We start from the raw sequence: 19,741 nt of genomic DNA on the forward strand, positions 1-19,741 counted from the left end.
TCCGGGTGGGCTGAATTCAGTTTTCGTCCTCGTCATCCCCGGCCAGAAGGGTACCTTTTGACCCGGCAATGCGCGCAACCAGATCTGCCAATGTTTCCATCAAGGCCAATCCTGCGCCCGACTTCGCGGGCAGATCGGCCGACCCCGATGGCAACACTGCATTGGCGAAGCCGAGTTTTTCGGCTTCCTTAAGCCGTAATCCGGTTTGCGCCACCGGTCTGATGGCCCCGGACAGGCTGACTTCGCCGAAATAGACCCAATCGGCAGGAAGGGCAAGCCCGGCGAGAGAGGAAACCAGCGCCGCGGCCACAGCCATATCGGCTGCCGGTTCGCGGATACGGTATCCGCCGGCGATATTGAGGTAGACATCATGGCTGCCAAGCCGCACGCCGCAATGGGCTTCCAGCACCGCAAGGATCATTGCCAGCCGGGACGAATCCCAGCCAATAACGGCCCGGCGCGGGGTTCCCAGGCTGGACGGCGCCACCAGCGCCTGCACTTCGACCAGCACCGGTCTGGTGCCCTCGATGCCGGCGAATACCGCAGCGCCGGGAGAGTTGGCGTTGCGCTCTCCCAGGAACAGTTCCGACGGATTGGCAACTTCGCGCAGACCCTTGTCCGACATTTCGAAGACACCGATCTCGTCGGTGGCGCCAAAGCGATTCTTGACGGTCCTGAGGATGCGGTAGTGGTGGCCGCGATCACCTTCGAAATAGAGCACCGCATCCACCATGTGTTCGACCACCCGCGGACCGGCGATCTGCCCGTCCTTGGTGACATGACCGACCAGAACCATGGCTGCACCGGTCTGCTTGGCGTAGCGGACCATGGCGTGCACGCCGGTGCGCACCTGGGTCACCGTGCCGGGCGCCGAGCCGGCAAGGTCGCTCCACAGGGTCTGGATCGAATCGATGATGACGAAATCGGGCCGTTTTCCGTCCGCCAATGTGGCAAGGATGTCCTCGACATTGGTTTCGGCGGCAAGCAGCACGCCTGAATCGGCGGCCCCCAGCCGTTGTGCCCGGAGCCGCACCTGGGCGACGGCCTCTTCTCCCGAAACATAGATCACGCGGTTGCCCTGTCGCGCCAGGGCAGCGGCTGCCTGCATCAACAGGGTCGACTTGCCGATACCGGGATCGCCGCCAACCAGCACGGCGGAGCCGCGGACAAAGCCGCCGCCGGTGGCCCGGTCGAGCTCGCTGATCCGGGTTGCGATGCGCGGCGCTTCCTCGATCTCGCCCGAAAGCGTTGCCAGCGCCACGGCGCGGCCCTTGCGCGCGGCAGCTCCCGGGCCGCCGCCGACGCCGGCTGCCGGGTCGTCCTCGACGATGGTGTTCCATTCACCGCAGCCGTCGCACTTGCCGGCCCAGCGGGAATGCACGGTGCCGCAGGACTGGCAGATGAATTGAACGCGGGCTTTGGCCAAGATCTGAATACCTCCAGTGATTGGTGACGGTTTGTCAGGAAGATGACCGTTTGTCCACCCTTTGTTCTTTTTCCGGTGATTGAGTCCGGCCAGGCGCCAGTCAGCCCGAATAGGTTCGTGCGTAGCGTCTTCCCAGCGATGTCAGCATTTCATAGCTGATGGTTCCTGCCGCAGTTGCCGCCTCTTCGAGGCTGATGGCGGGCCCCAGAAGCTCGATCCAGTCACCGGGATTGACGGCTGCCTCGGGCAGGTCGGTCACGTCAAACATGGTCAGGTCCATGGTGATCTTGCCGATCACCGGAACCCGGACGCCGTTGATTGCGCCACAGCCGCCTTGGCGAACGGCTGAGCGGAGCGGTACGCCAGCCCCCGAGGCCGAGCGATGAAAGCCATCGGCGTAGCCGACGCCGCAGACGGCGATCCGGCTGTCGCGGCTGCACTTGTGTGCAGCGCCATAGCTGACGGCCTCGCCGGCCCTGGCGTGGCGGATGAGCAGCACATGGGTCTCGGCCGACACCACCGGGTGCATGCGGTTGGGAACACCTGACACCGGGTCGGCGCCATAGAGCGCAACCCCGGGGCGGGTGAGCTGGTGGTGCGCCTCCGGACCCAGATGGATGCCGGCGGAATTGGCCAGGCTGGCTTCAATGTTTGGAAAACAATCCCGAAGACCGGCAAAGATGTCGATCTGGCGGGCGTTGAGGGGATGGCCGGGTTCATCGGCGCAGGCAAAGTGGCTCATGACGAGACACGGCGGATGCGCGCTGCTCTGGGCATGGGCAACAGCCTGCTCCGGCGTCATTCCCAAGCGGTTCATGCCGGTGTCGATGTGCAGGGCGTAGGGGCGGGTGCCGGCATTCTCGCGCCAGAACGCAGCCTGCTCGACCGAATTGACAACAGGAATGAGGTCATGCGCCAGTGTCTGCGCAAACGAGCTGGCGAAGACGCCGTTGAGCACGTAAATCCGGCTGTTGGGCAGCAGCGGTCTGAGGTTTGCGGCCTCGACAACATCGGCGACAAAGAAATCGCTGCAGCCTTCGCGCGCCAGCCGTGGCGCCGCCTGAGCAGCCCCTGTGCCATAGGCGTCCGCCTTGACCGCCGCACCGCAGCGCGCGCTGCCGGAGAAATCCCGCATCAAGCGCCAGTTGGCGCAGAGCGCGTTGAGATCGACCGTCAGGCGCGTGGTGCCGGCGGAATCGGACATGGGCGAGGACAGGGGCATTCCGAGAACCTATTCGTCGTGCACAAACTGGCTGTAGGAATTGTCGGCCAGATCGGCAAACCGGGTGAATTCGGCCTGGAAGCCCAGTTGCACGGTGCCAGTCGGACCGTGACGCTGCTTGGCGATGATCACATCGGCGGTGCCCTTGACCTTCAGCATCTTTTCTTCCCAGGCAAGGTATTCGGGGGTCTTGATGTCGGCGACCACCTCGTCGGGTGTGCGGCGCGGTTCGCCGTTCTTGACGTAATATTCCTCGCGGAAGACGAACAGCACCACGTCGGCATCCTGCTCGATCGAGCCCGATTCCCGCAGGTCGGAAAGCTGCGGCCGTTTGTCCTCGCGGCTTTCGACCTGACGCGAGAGCTGCGACAGCGCGATGATGGGGACGTTGAGTTCCTTGCCGAGCGCCTTGAGGCCGGTGGTGATCTGGGTGATTTCCTGAACCCGGTTGTCGCTCGACTTGCCCGAACCGGTCATCAACTGGATGTAGTCGATGACCAGAACATCGAGGCCGCGCTGGCGCTTGAGACGACGGGCGCGGGCGGAGAGCTGGGCGATCGAGATACCGCCGGTCTGGTCGATGAAGAGCGGGATCTTCTGCATCATCTGCGAACAGCCGACCAGCTTTTCGAAATCGGCTTCGGAAATCTCGCCGCGGCGGATCTTTGACGATGAAATCTCGGTCTGCTCGGAGATGATGCGGGTGGCAAGCTGCTCTGCCGACATTTCCAGCGAGTAGAAGCCGACGACGCCGCCATTCTTGGCTTTCATCGAGCCGTCCGCCTGGACTTCGCCCTCATAGGCCTGGGCGATGTTGAAGGCGATGTTGGTGGCAAGCGAGGTCTTGCCCATGCCCGGGCGTCCGGCAAGCACGATCAGGTCGGAATGCTGCAATCCGCCCATCCGGGCATCCAGCGACGAAATCCCGGTTGAAATGCCCGACAGTCCGCCATCGCGCTGAAACGCCGCACCGGCCATGTCGATGGCGAGCGACACGGCGTCGTTGAAGGACTGGAATCCGCCATCGTAGCGGCCGGTTTCGGCCAGCTCGAACAGGCGGCGCTCGGCGTCCTCGATCTGGGTGCCGGGCGGCATGTCGAGTGGCGCATCGAAAGCGATGTTGACCATGTCTTCGCCAATCGAGATCAGCGCCCGGCGCTGGGCCAGGTCATAAATCGCGCGGCCATAATCCTCGGCATTGATGATGGTCACGGCTTCGGATGCCAGCCGGGCGAGATATTGCGCCACGGTCATATCGCCGACCTTGGCGTCGGCGGGCAGGAAGGTCTTGATCGTTACCGGGTTGGCAGTCTTGCCCATGCGGATAATGTCGCCGCCGACCTCGTAGATCTTGCGGTGCAGCGGTTCCTGATAGTGCTCCGGCTTGAGGAAGTCGGAGACACGGTAGAACGCATCATTGTTGACGAGGATGGCGCCGAGCAGGGCCTGCTCGGCCTCGATGTTGGACGGAGCCTCGCGAAACAACGGGCTTTTCTCGGCTCGGGCCGGGATCGGCTCAATTTTTCGCGCGGCATCGTTCATAGTGGTGTCTGTCCTCGTAGGTGTCGGGCACTGGTCTGACATAAACGGGTTGGAGGGTCGAGTCTGTGCGCAATGAACGCGAATCGACCTGGATCCATATTTGTTCCCATTGTCCCCGTTGTCCACAGGCCAGGCGAGGCTATGGACGAACGAAGTCAGCCATATCGAAAAAAGTGCTTGGCTGGTCCGGCCGGGACGCGAATCAGGCCCGCCTGTCAGCCAGGGACACGCGGCCTGCCGCGATCGAGTTTGGCGCAGGCGCTGAAAGCTCCGCGCAAAGAACGCTCGGAGGCCGGACTGGTTTTGAACTACGAAGACTGATCGTCGCGGCTGTGATCATCGCCGGTCAGGCCAGCCGCCGACAGCACCTCGTTTGACAGCAGGTGTTCGCTCTCAAACGCAATGTGACGCCGGGTGGCCTCGAAAAACCCGCGCAACATGTATCCGGTCGCCTCGATGTTGATCTCGACCCGTCCGGTTCCCAAAGCATGCAGGGCTTCGCTCAATTCTTCGGCGAAACATTCATCTTCGCAATGTTCGGACCGCAACCGGCCGAGTGTCGCAGCGATGGTCCGGTCATGCTTGAGCCGATCGGCAATCAGCGGGAACACCACATCTTCCTCGAAACGGTGGGTTTCACGGATCATCGGGCCCAGGGCGCGGGATGCATAGATACATTTTTGCCGGTTCACCCTGTCGGGGAGGGAATCAGCGATCTCCTCAAGCCTGTCGCACAATTGCAATTGTGCGTCATGCGCCTTGCGCAATGCGGAGATCGGACTATCGCCCTGCGACAACTTTACTGTGGCATCCTTTGTCATAGAGCGGTAATCCCAGCCAAACAGCAAGTTTCTTGTTTGTTTTAATTCCCGTTTTGGCCGGAGATTAGATTTGGGTTCGGGGCTGGTCCTTGACCTGGATCAAGGCGGCGGGCAGTTGCCTCTGCGAATTGTGCGACAGCCTGGCGGATGCCTGCAGCTTGTCTGAAGGGACAGGCGCGGCGGGAAGTTTGGCATTGAGATGAGACCCCTGGGGGATACCAACCATGAAATACGCTTTCGAAACAATCGCCGTGGGTATAGGCGCCTTTCTGGCGTTGCTCGGCGTGGCTTTCGCCAAGGACGATCAGTTCCAGGCCCATATGTGGGTCTTGTTCATTGTCCTGCTCGCAGGAACCGTGCTGTTGCTGCGACGGTTAAATTTTTCGCCGGTCACCGCTCAGACGGCTGACGACAAGTCCGGCTATTTTGATGAGGTGGTGCGCTACGGTATCATCGCCACCACCATCTGGGGGATCGTCGGATTTCTGGTCGGCGTCATTGTCGCCTTCCAGTTGGCCTATCCGGATCTCAACATTGAGCCCTGGTTCAATTTCGGCCGCACCCGTCCGCTGCACACGTCGGCGGTGGTCTTCGCTTTCGGCGGCAACGCGCTGATCGCCACCTCGCTCTATGTGGTTCAGCGCACCTCGCGCGCGCGGCTGTTTGGCGGCGATCTGGCCTGGTTCGTGTTCTGGGGCTATCAGCTTTTCATCGTCATGGCGGCAACCGGCTATCTGCTGGGCATCACCCAAAGCCGCGAATATGCCGAGCCTGAATGGTATGTCGACATCTGGCTGACCCTGGTCTGGGTGGCCTATCTGGTGGTCTTCATGGGAACGATCGTCAGGCGCAAGGAGCCGCATATCTATGTGGCGAACTGGTTCTACCTGGCCTTCATCATCACCATTGCCATGCTGCACATCGTCAACAATCTGGCGGTGCCGGTGTCGTTCCTCGGGTCCAAGAGCTACTCGCTGTTCTCCGGTGTTCAGGATGCGCTGACCCAATGGTGGTATGGGCACAACGCGGTCGGGTTCTTCCTCACCGCCGGCTTTCTGGGCATGATGTACTACTTCATTCCCAAGCAGGCCAACCGCCCGGTTTATTCCTACCGGTTGTCGATCATCCATTTCTGGTCGTTGATCTTCCTCTATATCTGGGCCGGTCCGCACCATCTGCACTACACGGCGCTGCCCGACTGGGCACAGACGCTGGGCATGGTGTTCTCGATCATGCTGTGGATGCCGTCCTGGGGCGGGATGATCAACGGCCTGATGACGCTGTCTGGGGCCTGGGACAAGATCCGCACCGATCCGATCATCCGGATGATGGTGATCGCTGTCGCCTTCTACGGCATGTCGACCTTCGAGGGGCCGATGATGTCGATCAAGGCGGTCAATTCACTGAGCCACTACACCGACTGGACCATTGGCCATGTGCATTCCGGTGCGCTCGGCTGGGTCGGCATGATCACCTTCGGCGCGGTCTATTATCTGGTGCCGAAGCTGTGGAACCGTCCGCGGCTCTACTCGATGCGTCTGGTCAACTGGCACTTCTGGCTCGCCACACTGGGCATCGTTGTCTACGCCGCGGTGCTGTGGGTGGCCGGAATCCAGCAGGGCCTGATGTGGCGTGAATATGATGATCAGGGCTTCCTGGTGTTCTCCTTCGCCGAATCGGTGGCAGCGATGTTCCCCTACTACCTGCTGCGCGCCATTGGCGGGCTGATGTATCTGGCCGGCGGCATCATCATGGGATGGAACGTTCTGATGACCATTCTCGGTCACGAACGCGACGAAGTCCCGATCCCGGGCAGCGAACCTGTCCTGCAGCCGGCAGAGTAAGGAGATCACACCATGTCACTGTTGAACAAACACGGCATCATCGAGCGCAATGCGACGCTGCTTTTTGTCGGCTCACTTGTGGTTGTCAGCATCGGCGGAATCGTCGAGATCACGCCGCTGTTCTATCTCGAAAACACCATCGAGAAAGTCGAGGGGATGCGTCCCTACTCGCCGCTGGAACTGGCCGGCCGCGACATCTATATCCGCGAAGGCTGCTACACATGTCACAGCCAGATGATCCGTCCGTTCCGCGACGAGGTCGAACGCTATGGCCATTACAGCCTTGCAGCGGAATCGATGTACGACCATCCGTTCCAATGGGGGTCGAAGCGGACCGGGCCGGATCTCGCCCGTGTCGGCAACCGCTACTCGAACGAATGGCATGTCGACCATCTCATCGAGCCGCGCTCGGTGGTGCCTGAATCGATCATGCCGAGCTATGCCTTCCTGGCGACCACGCCGCTCAAGGTGGCCAACGTGACGGCGCATCTGCAAGCCAACCGCGCCGTCGGCGTGCCTTACACCGACGACATGATCGCCAATGCCCAGGCTGACCTGTTGGCCCAAGCCGATCCCGAGGCGGACACCTCGGGCCTCGAGGAGCGCTACCCGAAGGTCAGAATTGGCGATTTCGATGGCGATCCCGCAGTGGTCACCGAAATGGACGCGCTGGTGTCCTATCTGCAGATGCTCGGCACGCTGGTCGATTTTTCGACCTATGACGAAGCGTCCGGCTACCGTTAAGGGGTGAGGCGATGGAACTCTACACAGCAATGCGCCAATTCGCCGACAGCTGGGGGCTGGTTTACCTGGTTGTCGTGTTCGTTGGCATGGTGCTCTTCCTGCTCCGGCCCGGGGCCAAGAAAGCCGCCGACGACGCAGCGCAAATTCCGTTGAAGGAGGACTGAGACTTGTCCGAAGAACACATCGATGAAGTGTCCGGGGTCAAGACCACCGGCCATGAATGGGACGGGATCCGCGAGCTGGACAATCCGATGCCGCGCTGGTGGTTGTGGACATTCTACCTCTGCATTATCTGGGCCATCGGCTATGCCATTGCCTATCCGGCTATTCCGCTGATCAACAGCGCCACGCCCGGTCTGCTGGGCTATTCGAGCCGTGCCGATGTGGCTGCGGACTTGGCGCAGGCCAAGGTGGCGCAGGGGGCTCTGCTCGAAAAGATCGCTGCCACTCCGGTCGAAGACATCGCGTCGGATCAGGAATTGCTGCAGTTTGCCATCGCCGGCGGGGAATCAGCCTTCAAGGTCAATTGCGCCCAGTGCCACGGATCCGGCGCCGCCGGCTCGGCCGGTTACCCCAATCTCAATGATGATGACTGGCTGTGGGGCGGCACCATCGACCAGATCTATCTCTCGATTGCCCATGGCATCCGCGATGAGACCGACGACAACACGCGCGTCTCCGAGATGCCGGCGTTTGCCGACATCCTCGAACCCCGGCAGATCAACGAGGTCGCTGCCTATGTCATCAGCCTCAGCGACACGCCATCCGACGCGGCCCTGGTCGAACCCGGCGCCGAAGTCTATGCGGAAAATTGCGCTGCCTGCCATGGCGATGATGGCGAAGGCGTGATCGATTTCGGTGCGCCGCGGCTGTCGGACGGGATCTGGCTCATGGGGTCGAGCGAAGCGCAGATCGTTGCGCAGGTGCGCGCGCCCAAGCACGGCGTCATGCCGGCCTGGCTGGGTCGCCTCGGCGAGCCGGTGATCAAGCAACTGGCGGTCTATGTGCACACGCTGGGCGGTGGGCAGTGAGACCGGACTGACCGCGAGATCGAGGGACAACCGACCGCAAGACAAAAACCCGCCGGATGGCCGTCCGGCGGGTTTTTCAATGGAGAACAGGGCGAACAATCGACGGCAGACCGTCGGGTGCGGGCATGACTGATCCTGCAACTGCCGGCTGCTTGCAGGCGGATCATTCAGGGCTTGCCCTGGTCATACAGGTCCCAATGCAGGTCGCGTTGCGTTTGTTCAAGGGAGCGGAATACCGCCTCTTTTAACTACTTGCTTTAGCTCGAAGCGGGCATTCAACGGCATGATGTCATTTGGATTGTGGCTGATGTCAGAGCTCTGCTGACCTGACATCTCACCCTTGGCCGTCGCGATGATCGCCAAGGTGTCGTCCGCGAGCCTGGTCACGCTCTCAACCTGGAAACTGCCATTGGTCAAGGCGTAGTAGACATCCGAGTCGCTGTCAGCCGGATGGTAGGCGAGGGTTGCCGCGGGATCGGCCTTGAGCTCAAGCGTGACAGGATCGAGGGAAAACTCGACCCGCATTTCGGGCTGTCCGAATTTCGGCGACACCGTGTCACGCGTGGTCACCGTGACAAACACATCGTCGGGAGAGATGTTCACGCCGCCCATCACCATCGGCTTCAGGATCAACCAGCTTGCCGTATGCACCTGACGGGTCGCATCACCGGGGACGGTATTCCAGGTGGTGTAGTGGGTCACCTCCTGCGCCCCGAGCGTCATCGTGATTACACCGGTTTCCTGATAGGCAGGCACCCCCTGCGCCATTGCGGCACTGGCGATACTACTGGCCACAATCAGGCCGAATGTGAGGTTCTTCATGGTGTTACCTTCAGGTTATGTGTTGCAGTCGATACGCAGGCTGGCGCTGGCGTCCACCGGTTCGCTCTGCCCGTCGACAAGGTTGAGGCCTGTCACCGAAACAATACCGTCCGCCACGTCGACCTCGAAAGCAGCCGAGACATACTGGCCCGCCTGAAGTTTCCGGCCTGCCGACTGATAGGGCTCGTCCACCCCGAGTTCGATCGTCATCTCGTTCGCGGTGGATGAAAAATCAAAATAGAAGCTCTCACCATCCGGCGTCAGGCCCGGCCCCTGAACTTCGATATCCGGGACGCCATCCTCCATATGGATAATGCAGGTGACCGGCGTGAACGCGTAAGTCGCGGTGGAAGTCTTGAGAACACCAGGGCTGGTGCTAACGGCATCAGGTGTGCCGACTTTGGCCGCCTCTGCGAGGGAAACATGGGGCGTTACCATCAGGATGCAGGCGGCGAGGGCGCCGGCGAGGAGCGGCGCCAATGCCTTCGGGAAATGATTGCATGTCATGTCTTAATTCTCCGGCATGTTAAGGGTAGGACCAGCCGTCATGTTCGACTTTGAAGATCCGGGAGGGAGCGCCAGGCTTGGTTGGGTCGGCGCGCACGTAAAATACGGCGCGCTGCGGCTGGCCAAAGTTGGTGAAGTCGACATTGATCGTCACCATGCCGCGGAACATCGGCCGATCAGGGTCGGGTGTCGGCGATTGGACCAAACCGTCAAAATCCTGTGCCCCGAACAGGGGATGCGCCTGAACCTTCCCGGACTTGAGCCAGGCGACAATCTCGTCGGTGAAATACATGGACGAATTCACCGGGTCCAAAGGCCCGGGTCCGCCTGCGGCATCGGTCTCGATCTGGTGATAATAGAGCATTTCCACGAGAACGCGTGCATCCTCCACAACGTCGTCGAATCCGTCCTCATCTTTTTGCGGCGCATTGTCCTGCGCCGCGTTGTCGCCCTGCGACGGCGCTTGGGCTCGGACCTCGCCTGATTGATCGGGTGTGATGAAACGTTGTGCCACCCAGCCGGCCCTGTCCATTGCTGCGGTCCGCATCAGGCACCAGCGCTGCGGCAGGGCCGCGATCTGGGCCTGGGTCAATGCAGTGTAATGGCCGGCATTGTAGAAGGGCACGCAGGTGATCTGCTGCAGATTGCGCTCGTTATGGGCAAATTGCTCGATCACCGGGTAATTGGTTCCCGGTCCCATCCGCACGTTGAGAGTGTCATCGGATGCAATTCCGGTGACCCGCCAGGCATCAGGACCGTGGCCGTCAATCTCGGCAAGTGCCGAGGTGGCAAAGACCAGTGTCATTACAGCCGCGAGCGAATACCTTACCTTGGGCGGCCAGCATTCATTTTTTGCCATCGTCCTTTTCCTCCACAGTTTGATAACGTCGTGACTACGGCATCTCGTGCTAAGACAGCGCAGATCGCGGTTTTTTGGTGCGGCTTCATTTTAGAGGTTCTGTCGCTCTGCAATACGGCGACGAAGCTGATATTTCTTGGTAAAGGTTCTAATCTTTGAAGCAGGTATGCAAAATTTGACCAAGTAGTCAATCTTGAGGTCGGTTGTCCCGGGTCGCCTCACATCATCCGCTTGAGGGGCGGCCGCCACATCTTGAAAAGGCGGTAGACGACAGCTCTGAAACGCTATTCAGATTGGTTTTGGCGGGTTGCTGATCAGGCATCCATTGGTCGAAAAACCATCCGTTCTAAGACCCCCGTTTTGCTGAGAATCTCAGCGCCCGCTCCTGTCGCTCAGCCTTTGCCTATTCCACCGCAAATGTCAGCGAAGCCCAGTAGCTTTGCCAGTCGGCATTGCGACCCGCCGGCGCTTCGGTCATGTGCACGCTTGCGGCCAGATAGGTGCCTTCGGCCGCGAGGGTGAAGCGGGCGAGGCCGGAGGCGTCGGTGCGCGCGAGGGTGCGCGTCGCGTCGTCGCCTGTTTTGCCACGGTGGAACAGCGCCACTTGCGTGTCGGCCAGGGGCTGGCCGTCCCACAGCAGGGTGAAACCCATCTGCGCTCCCGGCGCCAGCGCTTGCGGCCTCTCATCTGCGACCAGTTCCAGCCGCATGCCGGTGGCGCGATCGAGATCGCCGGTTTCGCCGCCGACGGACACAAGCGTCTTGGCGCAGCGGGTGTAGAGTTCCCGGATATCGTCGCGCGGCAGGCCACGGACGTCGTGGTGGGCGGCAATCCGGTTCAAGCCTTCATAGTCGAGATATGCGGCAAATTTCTCCCAGTCCCGGAACCGGATCCGCTCGGCAACCGAGACATAGGTGACGATGTTGAGCCCTTCCGTGCGGGGCACCAGCTGCAGCGCCGGAAGGTCTCCGGTGGTGCCGGTGACCTCGCTTTCGCCGAGCCTGTCATGGTGCTTGAAGGCGGAAAACCGGGCCGGAATGAAGGGGAAGGCGTCGCCCTTGAAATCCTGCCCGACACGGATGTCGGCCTTGATCGGAAAGTCTGCCGCAACCGAAAAGGCCTGGGGTTCAAGCCAGAATTCATGGGCCTGGACTGGACTTGCCGCCATCACCAGTCCAGTTAATGCCAATGCCGTCGCCAGGCTTTGTGCTTGTCCCATGATTTTTCTCCAAAGCGGTTCTCATGATGAATCTGTCCTCCCGTGCGATAAATCAAGTGCTTGCCGGCCTGCTTCTGGTGCTGGTGTTGCTGGCGTCAACCCTGGCAAGCGTCCGCGCGCACGAGATCCGGCCGGCGATCGCCGATCTGGTTTTTTCCGGAGACGGCAGCGTCCGGCTCGAGATGTCGCTGATCCTGGAGGCGGCGCTGGCGGAAATCGGCACCGAGCACGGCGACACCGATGACAGCCCCAATGCCCAGCTCTATGACCAGCTGCGGTTGCTGGACGAGACCGCATTGGCGGCGGAATTCGAACGGTTCCAGCCGCGATTTCTTGACGGAGTCAGGCTTCTATCCGGGCACAGCCCGATTCCGCTGGAGATCGTCTCGATCGATCTCGACCCGGTCGGCGACACCGACTTCGCGCGCCTGAGCCGGCTGACACTGAAAGGTCCATTGCCGGCCGACGCCACAGCCGTGGTGTTTTCCTTCGATCCGGCCTTCGGCCCCAGCGTCATCCGGGTGCCCGATGCCGGTGGCGATTACAGCTACTCGGCCTATCTCGGCAATGGCGGTCCGAGCGAAGCGATCCCGGTCGAGGGTGGCTTGACCATGAGTGCGGGGCAGGTGTTTGCCGATTACATCGGCATCGGCTTTACCCACATCGTGCCCAAGGGACTGGATCACATCCTGTTTGTGGTCGGGCTGTTTCTGCTGTCGCCGCGGTTCAAGCCGCTTTTGGTGCAGATCACCGCGTTTACGGTGGCGCATTCGGTGACGCTGGCAATGGCGATGCTCGGGGTGATTTCGCTGCCCGCCAGCATTGTCGAACCGCTGATCGCCGCCTCGATTGTCTTCATTGCGGTGGAGAACCTGATGACCAGCCGGCTCAGCCCGTGGCGGCCGTTCGTGGTGTTTGGGTTTGGATTGCTGCATGGGCTGGGGTTTGCCGGGGTGCTGACCGAAATCGGCCTGTCGCCGGCCCATTTTCTAAGCGGGCTGATCGCCTTCAATGTCGGCGTCGAGGCAGGGCAGCTGGCGGTGGTCGCCGCCTGTTACGCGCTGTTCGGGGCCTGGTTCTCGGACAAGAGCTGGTATCGGGCGCGGATCACCATGCCGCTGTCGCTGCTCATTGCAGCGGTGGCCGTGTGGTGGTTTGCCGAGCGCGTCGGCTGGATTGGCTGAAACAGCGCCCATGGTTTGATGACGAAGGGGCGCGCCTGTGCCGGAGCCTTGGCCGCGACCGTGAGCCTGGTGTTCGGGCGGCCCGGTTTGACCAGCCGCCTCTGCGGCCGCTTCGCCCGATTTGAGGGGCCGGTTTCGCGATTGCGATGTTTAGCCGCGACTGCCGGGACGAAGAAAATATGCTAGTGCTTTCCAGGCCGTCCGGAACTCGCGCGGTGCGAGTGCGGACGGCGAGATTGGCCGCGGGGCCTTGATCTTGATCAAGGCATTTGTGGCAAGGCGCAGGCATCGTGCAGCGCACATCAATGGTACCCCATCATGAACACGCGACTGTCCCCACACGTTTCTGCTGAACCGGAAGACATCGAACGGCTTGACGCCGAAGCTGTCAACGCCGCCTGGCGGCGAAAGCCGCTCTATGAGGCGCGCAAGAAGATTTTTCCGAAGCGGGCGGAAGGGACCTACCGGCGGTTCAAGTGGCTGATCATGTTGTTCACGCTCGGGATCTATTACATCACGCCCTGGCTCAGATGGGATCGGGGTGAGTTCGCACCGGATCAGGCGGTGCTGCTCGATCTCGCCAATCGCCGCTTCTATTTCTTCTTCATCGAAATCTGGCCGCAGGAATTCTTCTTCGTCGCCGGGCTTCTGGTGATGGCCGGATTCGGCTTGTTTCTGGTCACCTCCGCCGTGGGCCGGGCCTGGTGCGGTTATACCTGCCCACAGACGGTGTGGGTCGATCTGTTTCTGGTGATCGAACGCTGGATCGAGGGCGAGCGCAATCAGCGCATGAAGCTCGATGCGGCGCCCTGGAGTGCGTCAAAACTGGCCAAGCGGACGCTCAAGCACGCGATCTGGATCATGATCGGCGTGGCCACCGGGGGCGCCTGGATATTCTACTTTGCCGACGCTCCGTCTCTGCTGATCGATTTCATCGAAGGCAAGGCAGCGCCGGTGGCCTATATCACCGTGGCGATCCTGACGGCCACGACCTACGTCTTTGGTGGGCTGATGCGTGAACAGGTGTGCATCTACATGTGCCCGTGGCCGCGGATCCAGGCGGCGATGCTTGATGAGAGCTCGCTGGTGGTGACCTACAATGACTGGCGCGGCGAGCCGCGTGGCCGCCATACCAAGAAGGCGGCAGCGCAGGGACTGATCCAGGGCGATTGCGTCGATTGCAATGCCTGCGTTGCGGTCTGTCCGATGGGAATCGATATTCGCGATGGCCAGCAGCTTGAGTGCATCACCTGCGCGTTGTGCATCGACGCCTGCGACAGTGTGATGGACAAGCTCGACCGGCCGCGCGGGCTGATCTCGTATGCGACGCTGTCCGACTATGCCGGGAACATGGCGCTCGCCCAGGATCCGGAGACCGGCAAGCTGGATCCGCGGCGCACACGCACCGAAGACGGCGGTTTCATTGATGCAGTCAAGCACTTCAACTGGCGCATCGTGTTTCGTCCGCGCACCCTGTTGTATATGGGAGTGTGGTCACTGGTCGGCATTGCCCTGCTGGTGGGGCTGTTGTCGCGCGACCGGCTCGAGGTCAATGTGCTGCATGACCGCAATCCGCAATATGTGATGGAATCCAATGGCGATATCCGCAACGGTTTCTCGATCAAGATTCTCAACATGATCCCCGAGCCGCGTGTTATCTTCCTGTCGATGGAAGGATTGCCGGGGGCAACGATGCGCATTGTCGGATTTGACCAGCCAGCCGGCGTTTCCTTTGCCGTTCCCGTAGACCCTGACCGGTTGCGCGAGCTCAAGGTGCATGTGCTTCAACCCAAGGACCATGTCGCCTCGAAGTCCCAGACGTTCCGGTTTGTCGCCGAAGACAAGTCAAGCGCGGAACGGGATGTTTATGCCGCCAAGTTTCATGCGCCGGAGATGGACTGATGCAGATGATCCGAAACTTCTTTCAACCGACGGAATTCACCGGCAAGCACATGCTTTTTGCGATGGTGGCCTTTTTCGGGGTGATCATCACCGTCAATCTGGTGATGGCGCGGTTCGCGGTCACCACCTGGAGCGGGCTGGTGGTGCCCAATACCTATGTCGCCAGCCAGCAGTTCAACGGCAAGGCCGCCGAAGCACGCGCCATTGCGGCGCTTGGCTATGAGATCGAACTGGCCCCGGAGACCGACGGGCTGACCATTGTGCTCACGGATTCTCAGGGCAATGCGGCCCGGGCCGACCAGATGGTGGCTGTAGTGCGCCGGCCCGTGGGCACTCACCAGGACCGCGAGATGGTTCTGGTGCAGACAAGTCCCGGGGTCTATCACGCTGATGGCGAACTCGCCGAGGGCCAGTGGATCGCCACCGTGACCGCGACGCGCAACGGCGAAACCCTGTACAAGCGGGCACAAAGATTTCAGGTCAGGGCCGACGGGAGCCTGCGGCCATGAGCTGTTGTGCGGCGGGAACGGAAAGCGCTGCAAACCTCGAGGCGCTGAAAACGGCGGCGCCGTCGCCCGAGGAAATGCGGCTGTCGAGCCGGCTCTTGAGCGATGGGGTGCGGCAGTTGGACCTGATCGTTCCAGGCATTCACTGTGGCGCCTGCATCGCGCTTCTGGAGCGGGAACTGCCCAAGGTGGACGGCGTCAGCCATGCCCGCGTCAACCTGTCGACGCGACGGGTCTCGGTGGTGTTCGGCGACACGGACGACGCCGACTCCGTGCTTGCCGAACTGGGTCGCACATTCAACGCGCTCGGCTATCCGGCACATTTGCCCGGCGGTGCCGACGAGGCTGTCGACCCGACGTTCCGCGAACTGGTCAAGGCGCTTGCCGTGGCCGGATTTGCCTCGATGAACGTCATGCTGCTGTCGGTCGCGGTCTGGTCCGGCGCGGAAGCCGCGACGCGGGATTTGTTTCACTGGATTTCGGCGCTGATCGCTGCGCCGACACTGTTTTATTCGGGCCGGGTTTTCTTCCGCTCGGCCTGGAGCGCCCTCAGCCATGGCCGCACCAATATGGATGTGCCGATTTCCCTGGGTGTGAGCCTGGCCTATGCGATTTCCCTGCATGAGACGATCACCCATGGCGAGCACGCCTATTTCGATGCCTCGGTGACCTTGCTGTTCTTTCTTCTGGCCGGGCGCACGCTCGACCATATGATGCGCGAAAAAGCCCGCTCGGCGGTGCGCAATCTGGTGCGGTTGTCACCGCGCGGCGCCATGGTGGTGCGGCACGACGGCACGCGGGATTATCTGGCGCTTGATGAAATCGAGCCGGGTATGCATCTGGAGATCGCGCCCGGAGACCGGGTGCCGGTCGATGGACGGGTGGTTTCCGGCCGGTCGGATATGGATTTTGCTGTCGTCAACGGCGAGAGCGCGCCGCAATTGGTCGAAGCCGGAATGCTGGCTCCGGCAGGCACGCTCAACCTTACCGGTCCATTGCTGCTGGAGGCAATGCGCAGCGCCAAGCATTCCTTCCTGGCCGAGATGGTGTCGATGATGGAAGCAGCCGAGAGCGGCCGCGCCGGGTATCGCCGTCTGGCTGACCGGGCGTCTGCCATCTATACCCCCGTGGTCCATGTGCTGGCGATCGGCACCTTCATCGGCTGGATGCTGGCGACCGGTGACTGGCGCATGGCGATGTTGACGGCGGTGGCTGTGCTGATCATCACCTGCCCCTGTGCCTTGGGTCTTGCTGTGCCGGTGGTGCAGGTGATTGCGGCCGGCCGTCTGTTCGAAAACGGCATCATGGTCAAGGAGGGGTCTGCCATGGAGCGGATGGCCACCACCGATCATGTGGTGTTCGACAAGACCGGCACGCTGACCCAGGGCAAGCCGCGGCTGGTCAATGCCGATACGGTGGCGCCCAAGTATCTCAGGGTCGCGGCACGGATTGCACGGGCATCGCGGCACCCGTTGAGCCAGGCGCTGGCGGCGCTTGATGAGGGCGCGGAGGCGGGCGATTTCGATATCGTCGAGACACCCGGCGACGGGGTGGAGGCGATCACGCCGCAAGGTGATGTCTACCGGCTCGGCCGCAGCGAATTTGCACTTGATGGCCACAATGGCGGCTTTGACCGCGCGGCGGGCGGCAGCCAGGTGTTCCTGTCGGTGAATGGCCGCTTCCTCGAAGTGTTCCTGTTTTCCGATCAGATGCGGCGCGGGGCGGCCCAGGCCGTGGCGCGGCTGGCGGCGCTGGGTGTCGATGCCGAGATCCTGTCGGGCGACCGTGAGGCACCGGTCAGAACGCTGGCGGACGAGCTTGGTGTCGCAAGTTTTTGTGCCGGGGTCCGGCCGCGCGGCAAGGTCGAGCGGATCGAGGCGCTGTCGGTGGCGGGCGGCAAGCCGCTGATGGTCGGGGATGGTCTCAATGATGCCCCGGCGCTGTCGGCGGCACATGTATCAATGGCGCCTGCCAACGCCGCCGATGTCGGGCGCATGGCTGCCGATTTCGTGTTCCTGCATGATTCGCTTGAGGCTGTGCCGCTGACCATCGAAATCTCACGCAAGGCAGGCAGCCTGATCAGGCAGAATTTTGCGCTGGCGGTCCTTTACAACTGCATCGCCGTTCCGGCTGCGGTTCTGGGTTACGCGACGCCGCTGGTCGCGGCGCTGGCAATGTCGTCCTCATCGGTTGTCGTCGTGCTGAATTCGCTGAGATTGCGGCGCAAGACCAGGGTCGAAGGCTTTGCAAAATCAACAACGGATCGCACCCCTGCGACGGCCGAATCCGAGATCCGTTATGGCGCGTCGGCATGACCAATCTGGTTGTGCTGATTCCGATCGCGCTTTTTCTCGGGGCTGTGGGCCTGGCGGCATTTCTGTGGTCAATGAAAAGCGGCCAGTATGATGATCTCGACGGCGCCGCCTGGCGGGTGCTCGATGACGGCGACGACAAGCCCGACGCGGACTGATCCGGCGCCGCAAAGATAGTGCGCCGCACTTGCGTCGTCGGTGGCGCGTGGCCACTGTTTTGAAACCCGCTGCAGGGCGCGTTCACATGGATCTGTTCGAACGCGAGATGCCGTGGTTCAAACAGATACAACGTCCTTTGCGCGCCCTGCCGGAATGGACCGGTGCGATGTCATCGGGTAGGTTCCATTCACAGTATCTTGGTTTTACGGGGAGACATTGAATGGCCGAGGCGGAAATTGGTGTCATCGGGCTCGGCGTCATGGGCGCCAATCTTGCCCTCAACATTGCCGACAACGGGTATCACGTCGCTGTTTACAACAGGACGGCATCGCGAACGCAAGAATTCGCTGCTGGAGCGGGTGCCTTGGCTGACCGGGTGACGGCCTGCGCCACGCTTGAGGAATTCGTCGGCGCTATTCGTCCACCGCGTCCGGTGATCATCATGGTCAAGGCGGGAGAGCCGGTCGATCAGCAGATTGCCGCTCTCAGGCCGTTGCTGCAGGCCAATGACATCATCATCGATGCCGGCAATGCGAATTTTCGCGACACCATGCGCCGCTTCACCGATCTGGAAGGCTCGGGCCTGACCTTTATCGGCATGGGTGTGTCCGGTGGTGAAGAGGGCGCCCGCCACGGCCCGTCGATCATGGTTGGCGGCGCCGAAGCGGCCTGGAAGCGGGTCGAACCGGTGCTGACCGCAATTTCAGCCAAGTTTGAAGGCGAAGCCTGCGCCGCCTGGCTCGGCGAAAACGGTGCCGGGCATTTCGTCAAGACCATTCACAACGGCATTGAATATGCCGACATGCAGATGATCGCCGAAGTCTACGGCGTCATGCGGGATCATCTGAATATGGATGCGGCAAGCATTGCCGCGGTGTTCTCGGCCTGGTCGAGCGGGCCGCTTGATTCCTATCTGATCGACATCACGGCGGACGTGCTCAGGGTTGACGATGCCGCCACCGGGCGGCCGATTGTCGACATCATCGTCGATGCGGCGGGGCAGAAGGGCACCGGCCGCTGGTCGGTGATCGAAAGCCAGATGATGGGCGTGCCTGCGACCGCGATCGAGGCCGCGGTGGCGGCCCGCAGCCTGTCGGCGATGCGCGGACAGAGGGCGGCCGCGCAGGCGCTGTTTGGGCTTCCCGAGCCGAACGGCAATGGGCAGCGTGATCGACAGGTAGTCCTTGACGACCTCGAGAAAGCCCTGCTGGCCGGCAAGGTTGCCGCCTATGCCCAGGGCTTTGCGGTGATGGCAGCGGCATCGCAGGAATTTGACTGGCATTTGCCGATGGCGACAATCGCCCGGATCTGGCGTGCCGGCTGTATTATCCGGTCACGCTTCCTTGACGAGATTGCGACCGCGTTCAGCCAGAATCCTGACGTTGCCAATCTGGCTCTCACACCTGTGTTCGCACAGATGCTCAAGGACACCGATGCCAGCTTGCGCCGGGTTGTTGCCGAGGCAGCCATGAACGGCCTTCCGGTGCCGGCCCTTGCCAGTGCGCTCGGATATTTCGACACCTACCGGCGCCAGCGCGGCACCGCCAATCTCATTCAGGCGCAGCGGGATTTCTTTGGCGCCCACGGATTTGCGCGGCTGGATGCGGAGGGCGAGCATCACGGACCTTGGGGCGGTTAGAT

Annotated in this window: 18 protein-coding genes; 10 read left to right on the plus strand and 8 right to left on the minus strand. The window is 61.7% G+C overall.

The window, feature by feature from the left end:
* Positions 1 to 16 precede the first annotated feature (16 nt).
* The 4 genes from radA to PZ897_RS06280 form a co-directional block, all read right to left on the minus strand.
* Positions 17 to 1,426 carry a DNA repair protein RadA gene (gene radA / locus PZ897_RS06265; RefSeq protein WP_275750881.1) on the minus strand — a complete coding sequence of 470 codons (1,410 nt, stop codon included), beginning with the start codon at positions 1,424 to 1,426 and terminating at the stop codon, positions 17 to 19.
* Positions 1,427 to 1,526: 100 nt separating this feature from the next.
* Entirely contained in the window at positions 1,527 to 2,648 is a 1,122-nt protein-coding gene (gene alr / locus PZ897_RS06270) for an alanine racemase (protein ID WP_275750883.1), read from the minus strand.
* Between the two features lie 9 nt (positions 2,649 to 2,657).
* Positions 2,658 to 4,190 carry a replicative DNA helicase gene (locus PZ897_RS06275; protein WP_275750885.1) on the minus strand — a complete coding sequence of 511 codons (1,533 nt, stop codon included), beginning with the start codon at positions 4,188 to 4,190 and terminating at the stop codon, positions 2,658 to 2,660.
* A gap of 308 nt (positions 4,191 to 4,498) precedes the next feature.
* On the minus strand, positions 4,499 to 5,011 hold the full coding sequence (locus PZ897_RS06280) for a hemerythrin domain-containing protein (RefSeq protein ID WP_275750886.1): 513 nt from the start codon (positions 5,009 to 5,011) through the stop codon (positions 4,499 to 4,501).
* Between the two features lie 224 nt (positions 5,012 to 5,235).
* Here PZ897_RS06280 and ccoN point away from each other — a divergent pair, with 224 nt between their 5' ends.
* From ccoN to ccoP, 4 genes are read left to right on the plus strand one after another with little or no spacing between them, the layout of a single operon-like run.
* Positions 5,236 to 6,855 (plus strand): cytochrome-c oxidase, cbb3-type subunit I, encoded by a 1,620-nt coding sequence (gene ccoN / locus PZ897_RS06285; protein ID WP_275750888.1) that lies wholly within the window; start codon positions 5,236 to 5,238, stop codon positions 6,853 to 6,855.
* Positions 6,856 to 6,867: 12 nt separating this feature from the next.
* Positions 6,868 to 7,599 carry a cytochrome-c oxidase, cbb3-type subunit II gene (ccoO, locus tag PZ897_RS06290; RefSeq protein ID WP_275750890.1) on the plus strand — a complete coding sequence of 244 codons (732 nt, stop codon included), beginning with the start codon at positions 6,868 to 6,870 and terminating at the stop codon, positions 7,597 to 7,599.
* Between the two features lie 11 nt (positions 7,600 to 7,610).
* Positions 7,611 to 7,763, plus strand: a complete 153-nt coding sequence (locus PZ897_RS06295; protein ID WP_275750892.1) for a cbb3-type cytochrome c oxidase subunit 3 — start codon at positions 7,611 to 7,613, stop codon at positions 7,761 to 7,763.
* Positions 7,764 to 7,766: 3 nt separating this feature from the next.
* On the plus strand, positions 7,767 to 8,630 hold the full coding sequence (gene ccoP / locus PZ897_RS06300) for a cytochrome-c oxidase, cbb3-type subunit III (protein ID WP_275750894.1): 864 nt from the start codon (positions 7,767 to 7,769) through the stop codon (positions 8,628 to 8,630).
* A gap of 219 nt (positions 8,631 to 8,849) precedes the next feature.
* Here the strand turns inward: ccoP and PZ897_RS06305 are convergent, their stop codons facing one another.
* The 4 genes from PZ897_RS06305 to PZ897_RS06320 form a co-directional block, all read right to left on the minus strand.
* Positions 8,850 to 9,452, minus strand: coding sequence for a hypothetical protein (locus PZ897_RS06305; RefSeq protein ID WP_275750896.1), 603 nt, complete (start codon positions 9,450 to 9,452; stop codon positions 8,850 to 8,852).
* A gap of 15 nt (positions 9,453 to 9,467) precedes the next feature.
* Positions 9,468 to 9,959, minus strand: coding sequence for a hypothetical protein (locus PZ897_RS06310; RefSeq protein ID WP_275750898.1), 492 nt, complete (start codon positions 9,957 to 9,959; stop codon positions 9,468 to 9,470).
* A 19-nt stretch (positions 9,960 to 9,978) separates the two neighbouring features.
* Positions 9,979 to 10,818 carry a hypothetical protein gene (locus tag PZ897_RS06315; RefSeq protein WP_275750900.1) on the minus strand — a complete coding sequence of 280 codons (840 nt, stop codon included), beginning with the start codon at positions 10,816 to 10,818 and terminating at the stop codon, positions 9,979 to 9,981.
* A 403-nt stretch (positions 10,819 to 11,221) separates the two neighbouring features.
* On the minus strand, positions 11,222 to 12,037 hold the full coding sequence (locus PZ897_RS06320) for a DUF4198 domain-containing protein (RefSeq protein WP_275750901.1): 816 nt from the start codon (positions 12,035 to 12,037) through the stop codon (positions 11,222 to 11,224).
* A gap of 23 nt (positions 12,038 to 12,060) precedes the next feature.
* On the opposite strand from PZ897_RS06320, the gene PZ897_RS06325 reads away from it, so the two are divergent.
* From PZ897_RS06325 to gndA, 6 genes are all read left to right on the plus strand, one after another.
* On the plus strand, positions 12,061 to 13,221 hold the full coding sequence (locus tag PZ897_RS06325) for a HupE/UreJ family protein (protein ID WP_275750902.1): 1,161 nt from the start codon (positions 12,061 to 12,063) through the stop codon (positions 13,219 to 13,221).
* 318 nt (positions 13,222 to 13,539) lie between these two features.
* Positions 13,540 to 15,123, plus strand: a complete 1,584-nt coding sequence (gene ccoG / locus PZ897_RS06330; RefSeq protein ID WP_275750904.1) for a cytochrome c oxidase accessory protein CcoG — start codon at positions 13,540 to 13,542, stop codon at positions 15,121 to 15,123.
* Entirely contained in the window at positions 15,123 to 15,632 is a 510-nt protein-coding gene (locus PZ897_RS06335; protein WP_275750906.1) for a FixH family protein, read from the plus strand. The genes ccoG and PZ897_RS06335 overlap by 1 nt, the downstream gene beginning before the upstream one ends.
* On the plus strand, positions 15,629 to 17,944 hold the full coding sequence (locus tag PZ897_RS06340; protein ID WP_275750908.1) for a copper-translocating P-type ATPase: 2,316 nt from the start codon (positions 15,629 to 15,631) through the stop codon (positions 17,942 to 17,944). The genes PZ897_RS06335 and PZ897_RS06340 overlap by 4 nt, the downstream gene beginning before the upstream one ends.
* Positions 17,941 to 18,099, plus strand: coding sequence for a cbb3-type cytochrome oxidase assembly protein CcoS (ccoS, locus tag PZ897_RS06345; protein ID WP_275750909.1), 159 nt, complete (start codon positions 17,941 to 17,943; stop codon positions 18,097 to 18,099). Before PZ897_RS06340 ends, ccoS begins: the two co-directional genes overlap by 4 nt.
* A gap of 221 nt (positions 18,100 to 18,320) precedes the next feature.
* Positions 18,321 to 19,739: an NADP-dependent phosphogluconate dehydrogenase gene (gndA, locus tag PZ897_RS06350; protein ID WP_275750911.1), complete on the plus strand. Its 1,419-nt coding sequence runs from the start codon at positions 18,321 to 18,323 to the stop codon at positions 19,737 to 19,739.
* Positions 19,740 to 19,741 lie beyond the last annotated feature (2 nt).

The sequence above is a fragment of the Hoeflea sp. YIM 152468 genome, assembly GCF_029210485.1.
Classification (GTDB): Bacteria; Pseudomonadota; Alphaproteobacteria; order Rhizobiales; family Rhizobiaceae; genus Hoeflea.

Bases quoted from the DNA above. Each gene is read 5' to 3' on its own strand.
- gndA (WP_275750911.1), top strand. From the start codon at position 18,321: ATGGCCGAGGCGGAAATTGGTGTCATCGGGCTCGGCGTCATGGGCGCC.
- PZ897_RS06320 (WP_275750901.1), bottom strand. From the start codon at position 12,037: ATGGGACAAGCACAAAGCCTGGCGACGGCATTGGCATTAACTGGACTG.
- ccoG (WP_275750904.1), top strand. From the start codon at position 13,540: ATGAACACGCGACTGTCCCCACACGTTTCTGCTGAACCGGAAGACATC.
- PZ897_RS06295 (WP_275750892.1), top strand. From the start codon at position 7,611: ATGGAACTCTACACAGCAATGCGCCAATTCGCCGACAGCTGGGGGCTG.
- PZ897_RS06340 (WP_275750908.1), top strand. From the start codon at position 15,629: ATGAGCTGTTGTGCGGCGGGAACGGAAAGCGCTGCAAACCTCGAGGCG.
- PZ897_RS06310 (WP_275750898.1), bottom strand. From the start codon at position 9,959: ATGACATGCAATCATTTCCCGAAGGCATTGGCGCCGCTCCTCGCCGGC.
- PZ897_RS06335 (WP_275750906.1), top strand. From the start codon at position 15,123: ATGCAGATGATCCGAAACTTCTTTCAACCGACGGAATTCACCGGCAAG.
- PZ897_RS06325 (WP_275750902.1), top strand. From the start codon at position 12,061: ATGATGAATCTGTCCTCCCGTGCGATAAATCAAGTGCTTGCCGGCCTG.
- PZ897_RS06315 (WP_275750900.1), bottom strand. From the start codon at position 10,818: ATGGCAAAAAATGAATGCTGGCCGCCCAAGGTAAGGTATTCGCTCGCG.
- ccoS (WP_275750909.1), top strand. From the start codon at position 17,941: ATGACCAATCTGGTTGTGCTGATTCCGATCGCGCTTTTTCTCGGGGCT.
- PZ897_RS06275 (WP_275750885.1), bottom strand. From the start codon at position 4,190: ATGAACGATGCCGCGCGAAAAATTGAGCCGATCCCGGCCCGAGCCGAG.
- ccoO (WP_275750890.1), top strand. From the start codon at position 6,868: ATGTCACTGTTGAACAAACACGGCATCATCGAGCGCAATGCGACGCTG.
- alr (WP_275750883.1), bottom strand. From the start codon at position 2,648: ATGCCCCTGTCCTCGCCCATGTCCGATTCCGCCGGCACCACGCGCCTG.
- PZ897_RS06280 (WP_275750886.1), bottom strand. From the start codon at position 5,011: ATGACAAAGGATGCCACAGTAAAGTTGTCGCAGGGCGATAGTCCGATC.
- ccoN (WP_275750888.1), top strand. From the start codon at position 5,236: ATGAAATACGCTTTCGAAACAATCGCCGTGGGTATAGGCGCCTTTCTG.
- PZ897_RS06305 (WP_275750896.1), bottom strand. From the start codon at position 9,452: ATGAAGAACCTCACATTCGGCCTGATTGTGGCCAGTAGTATCGCCAGT.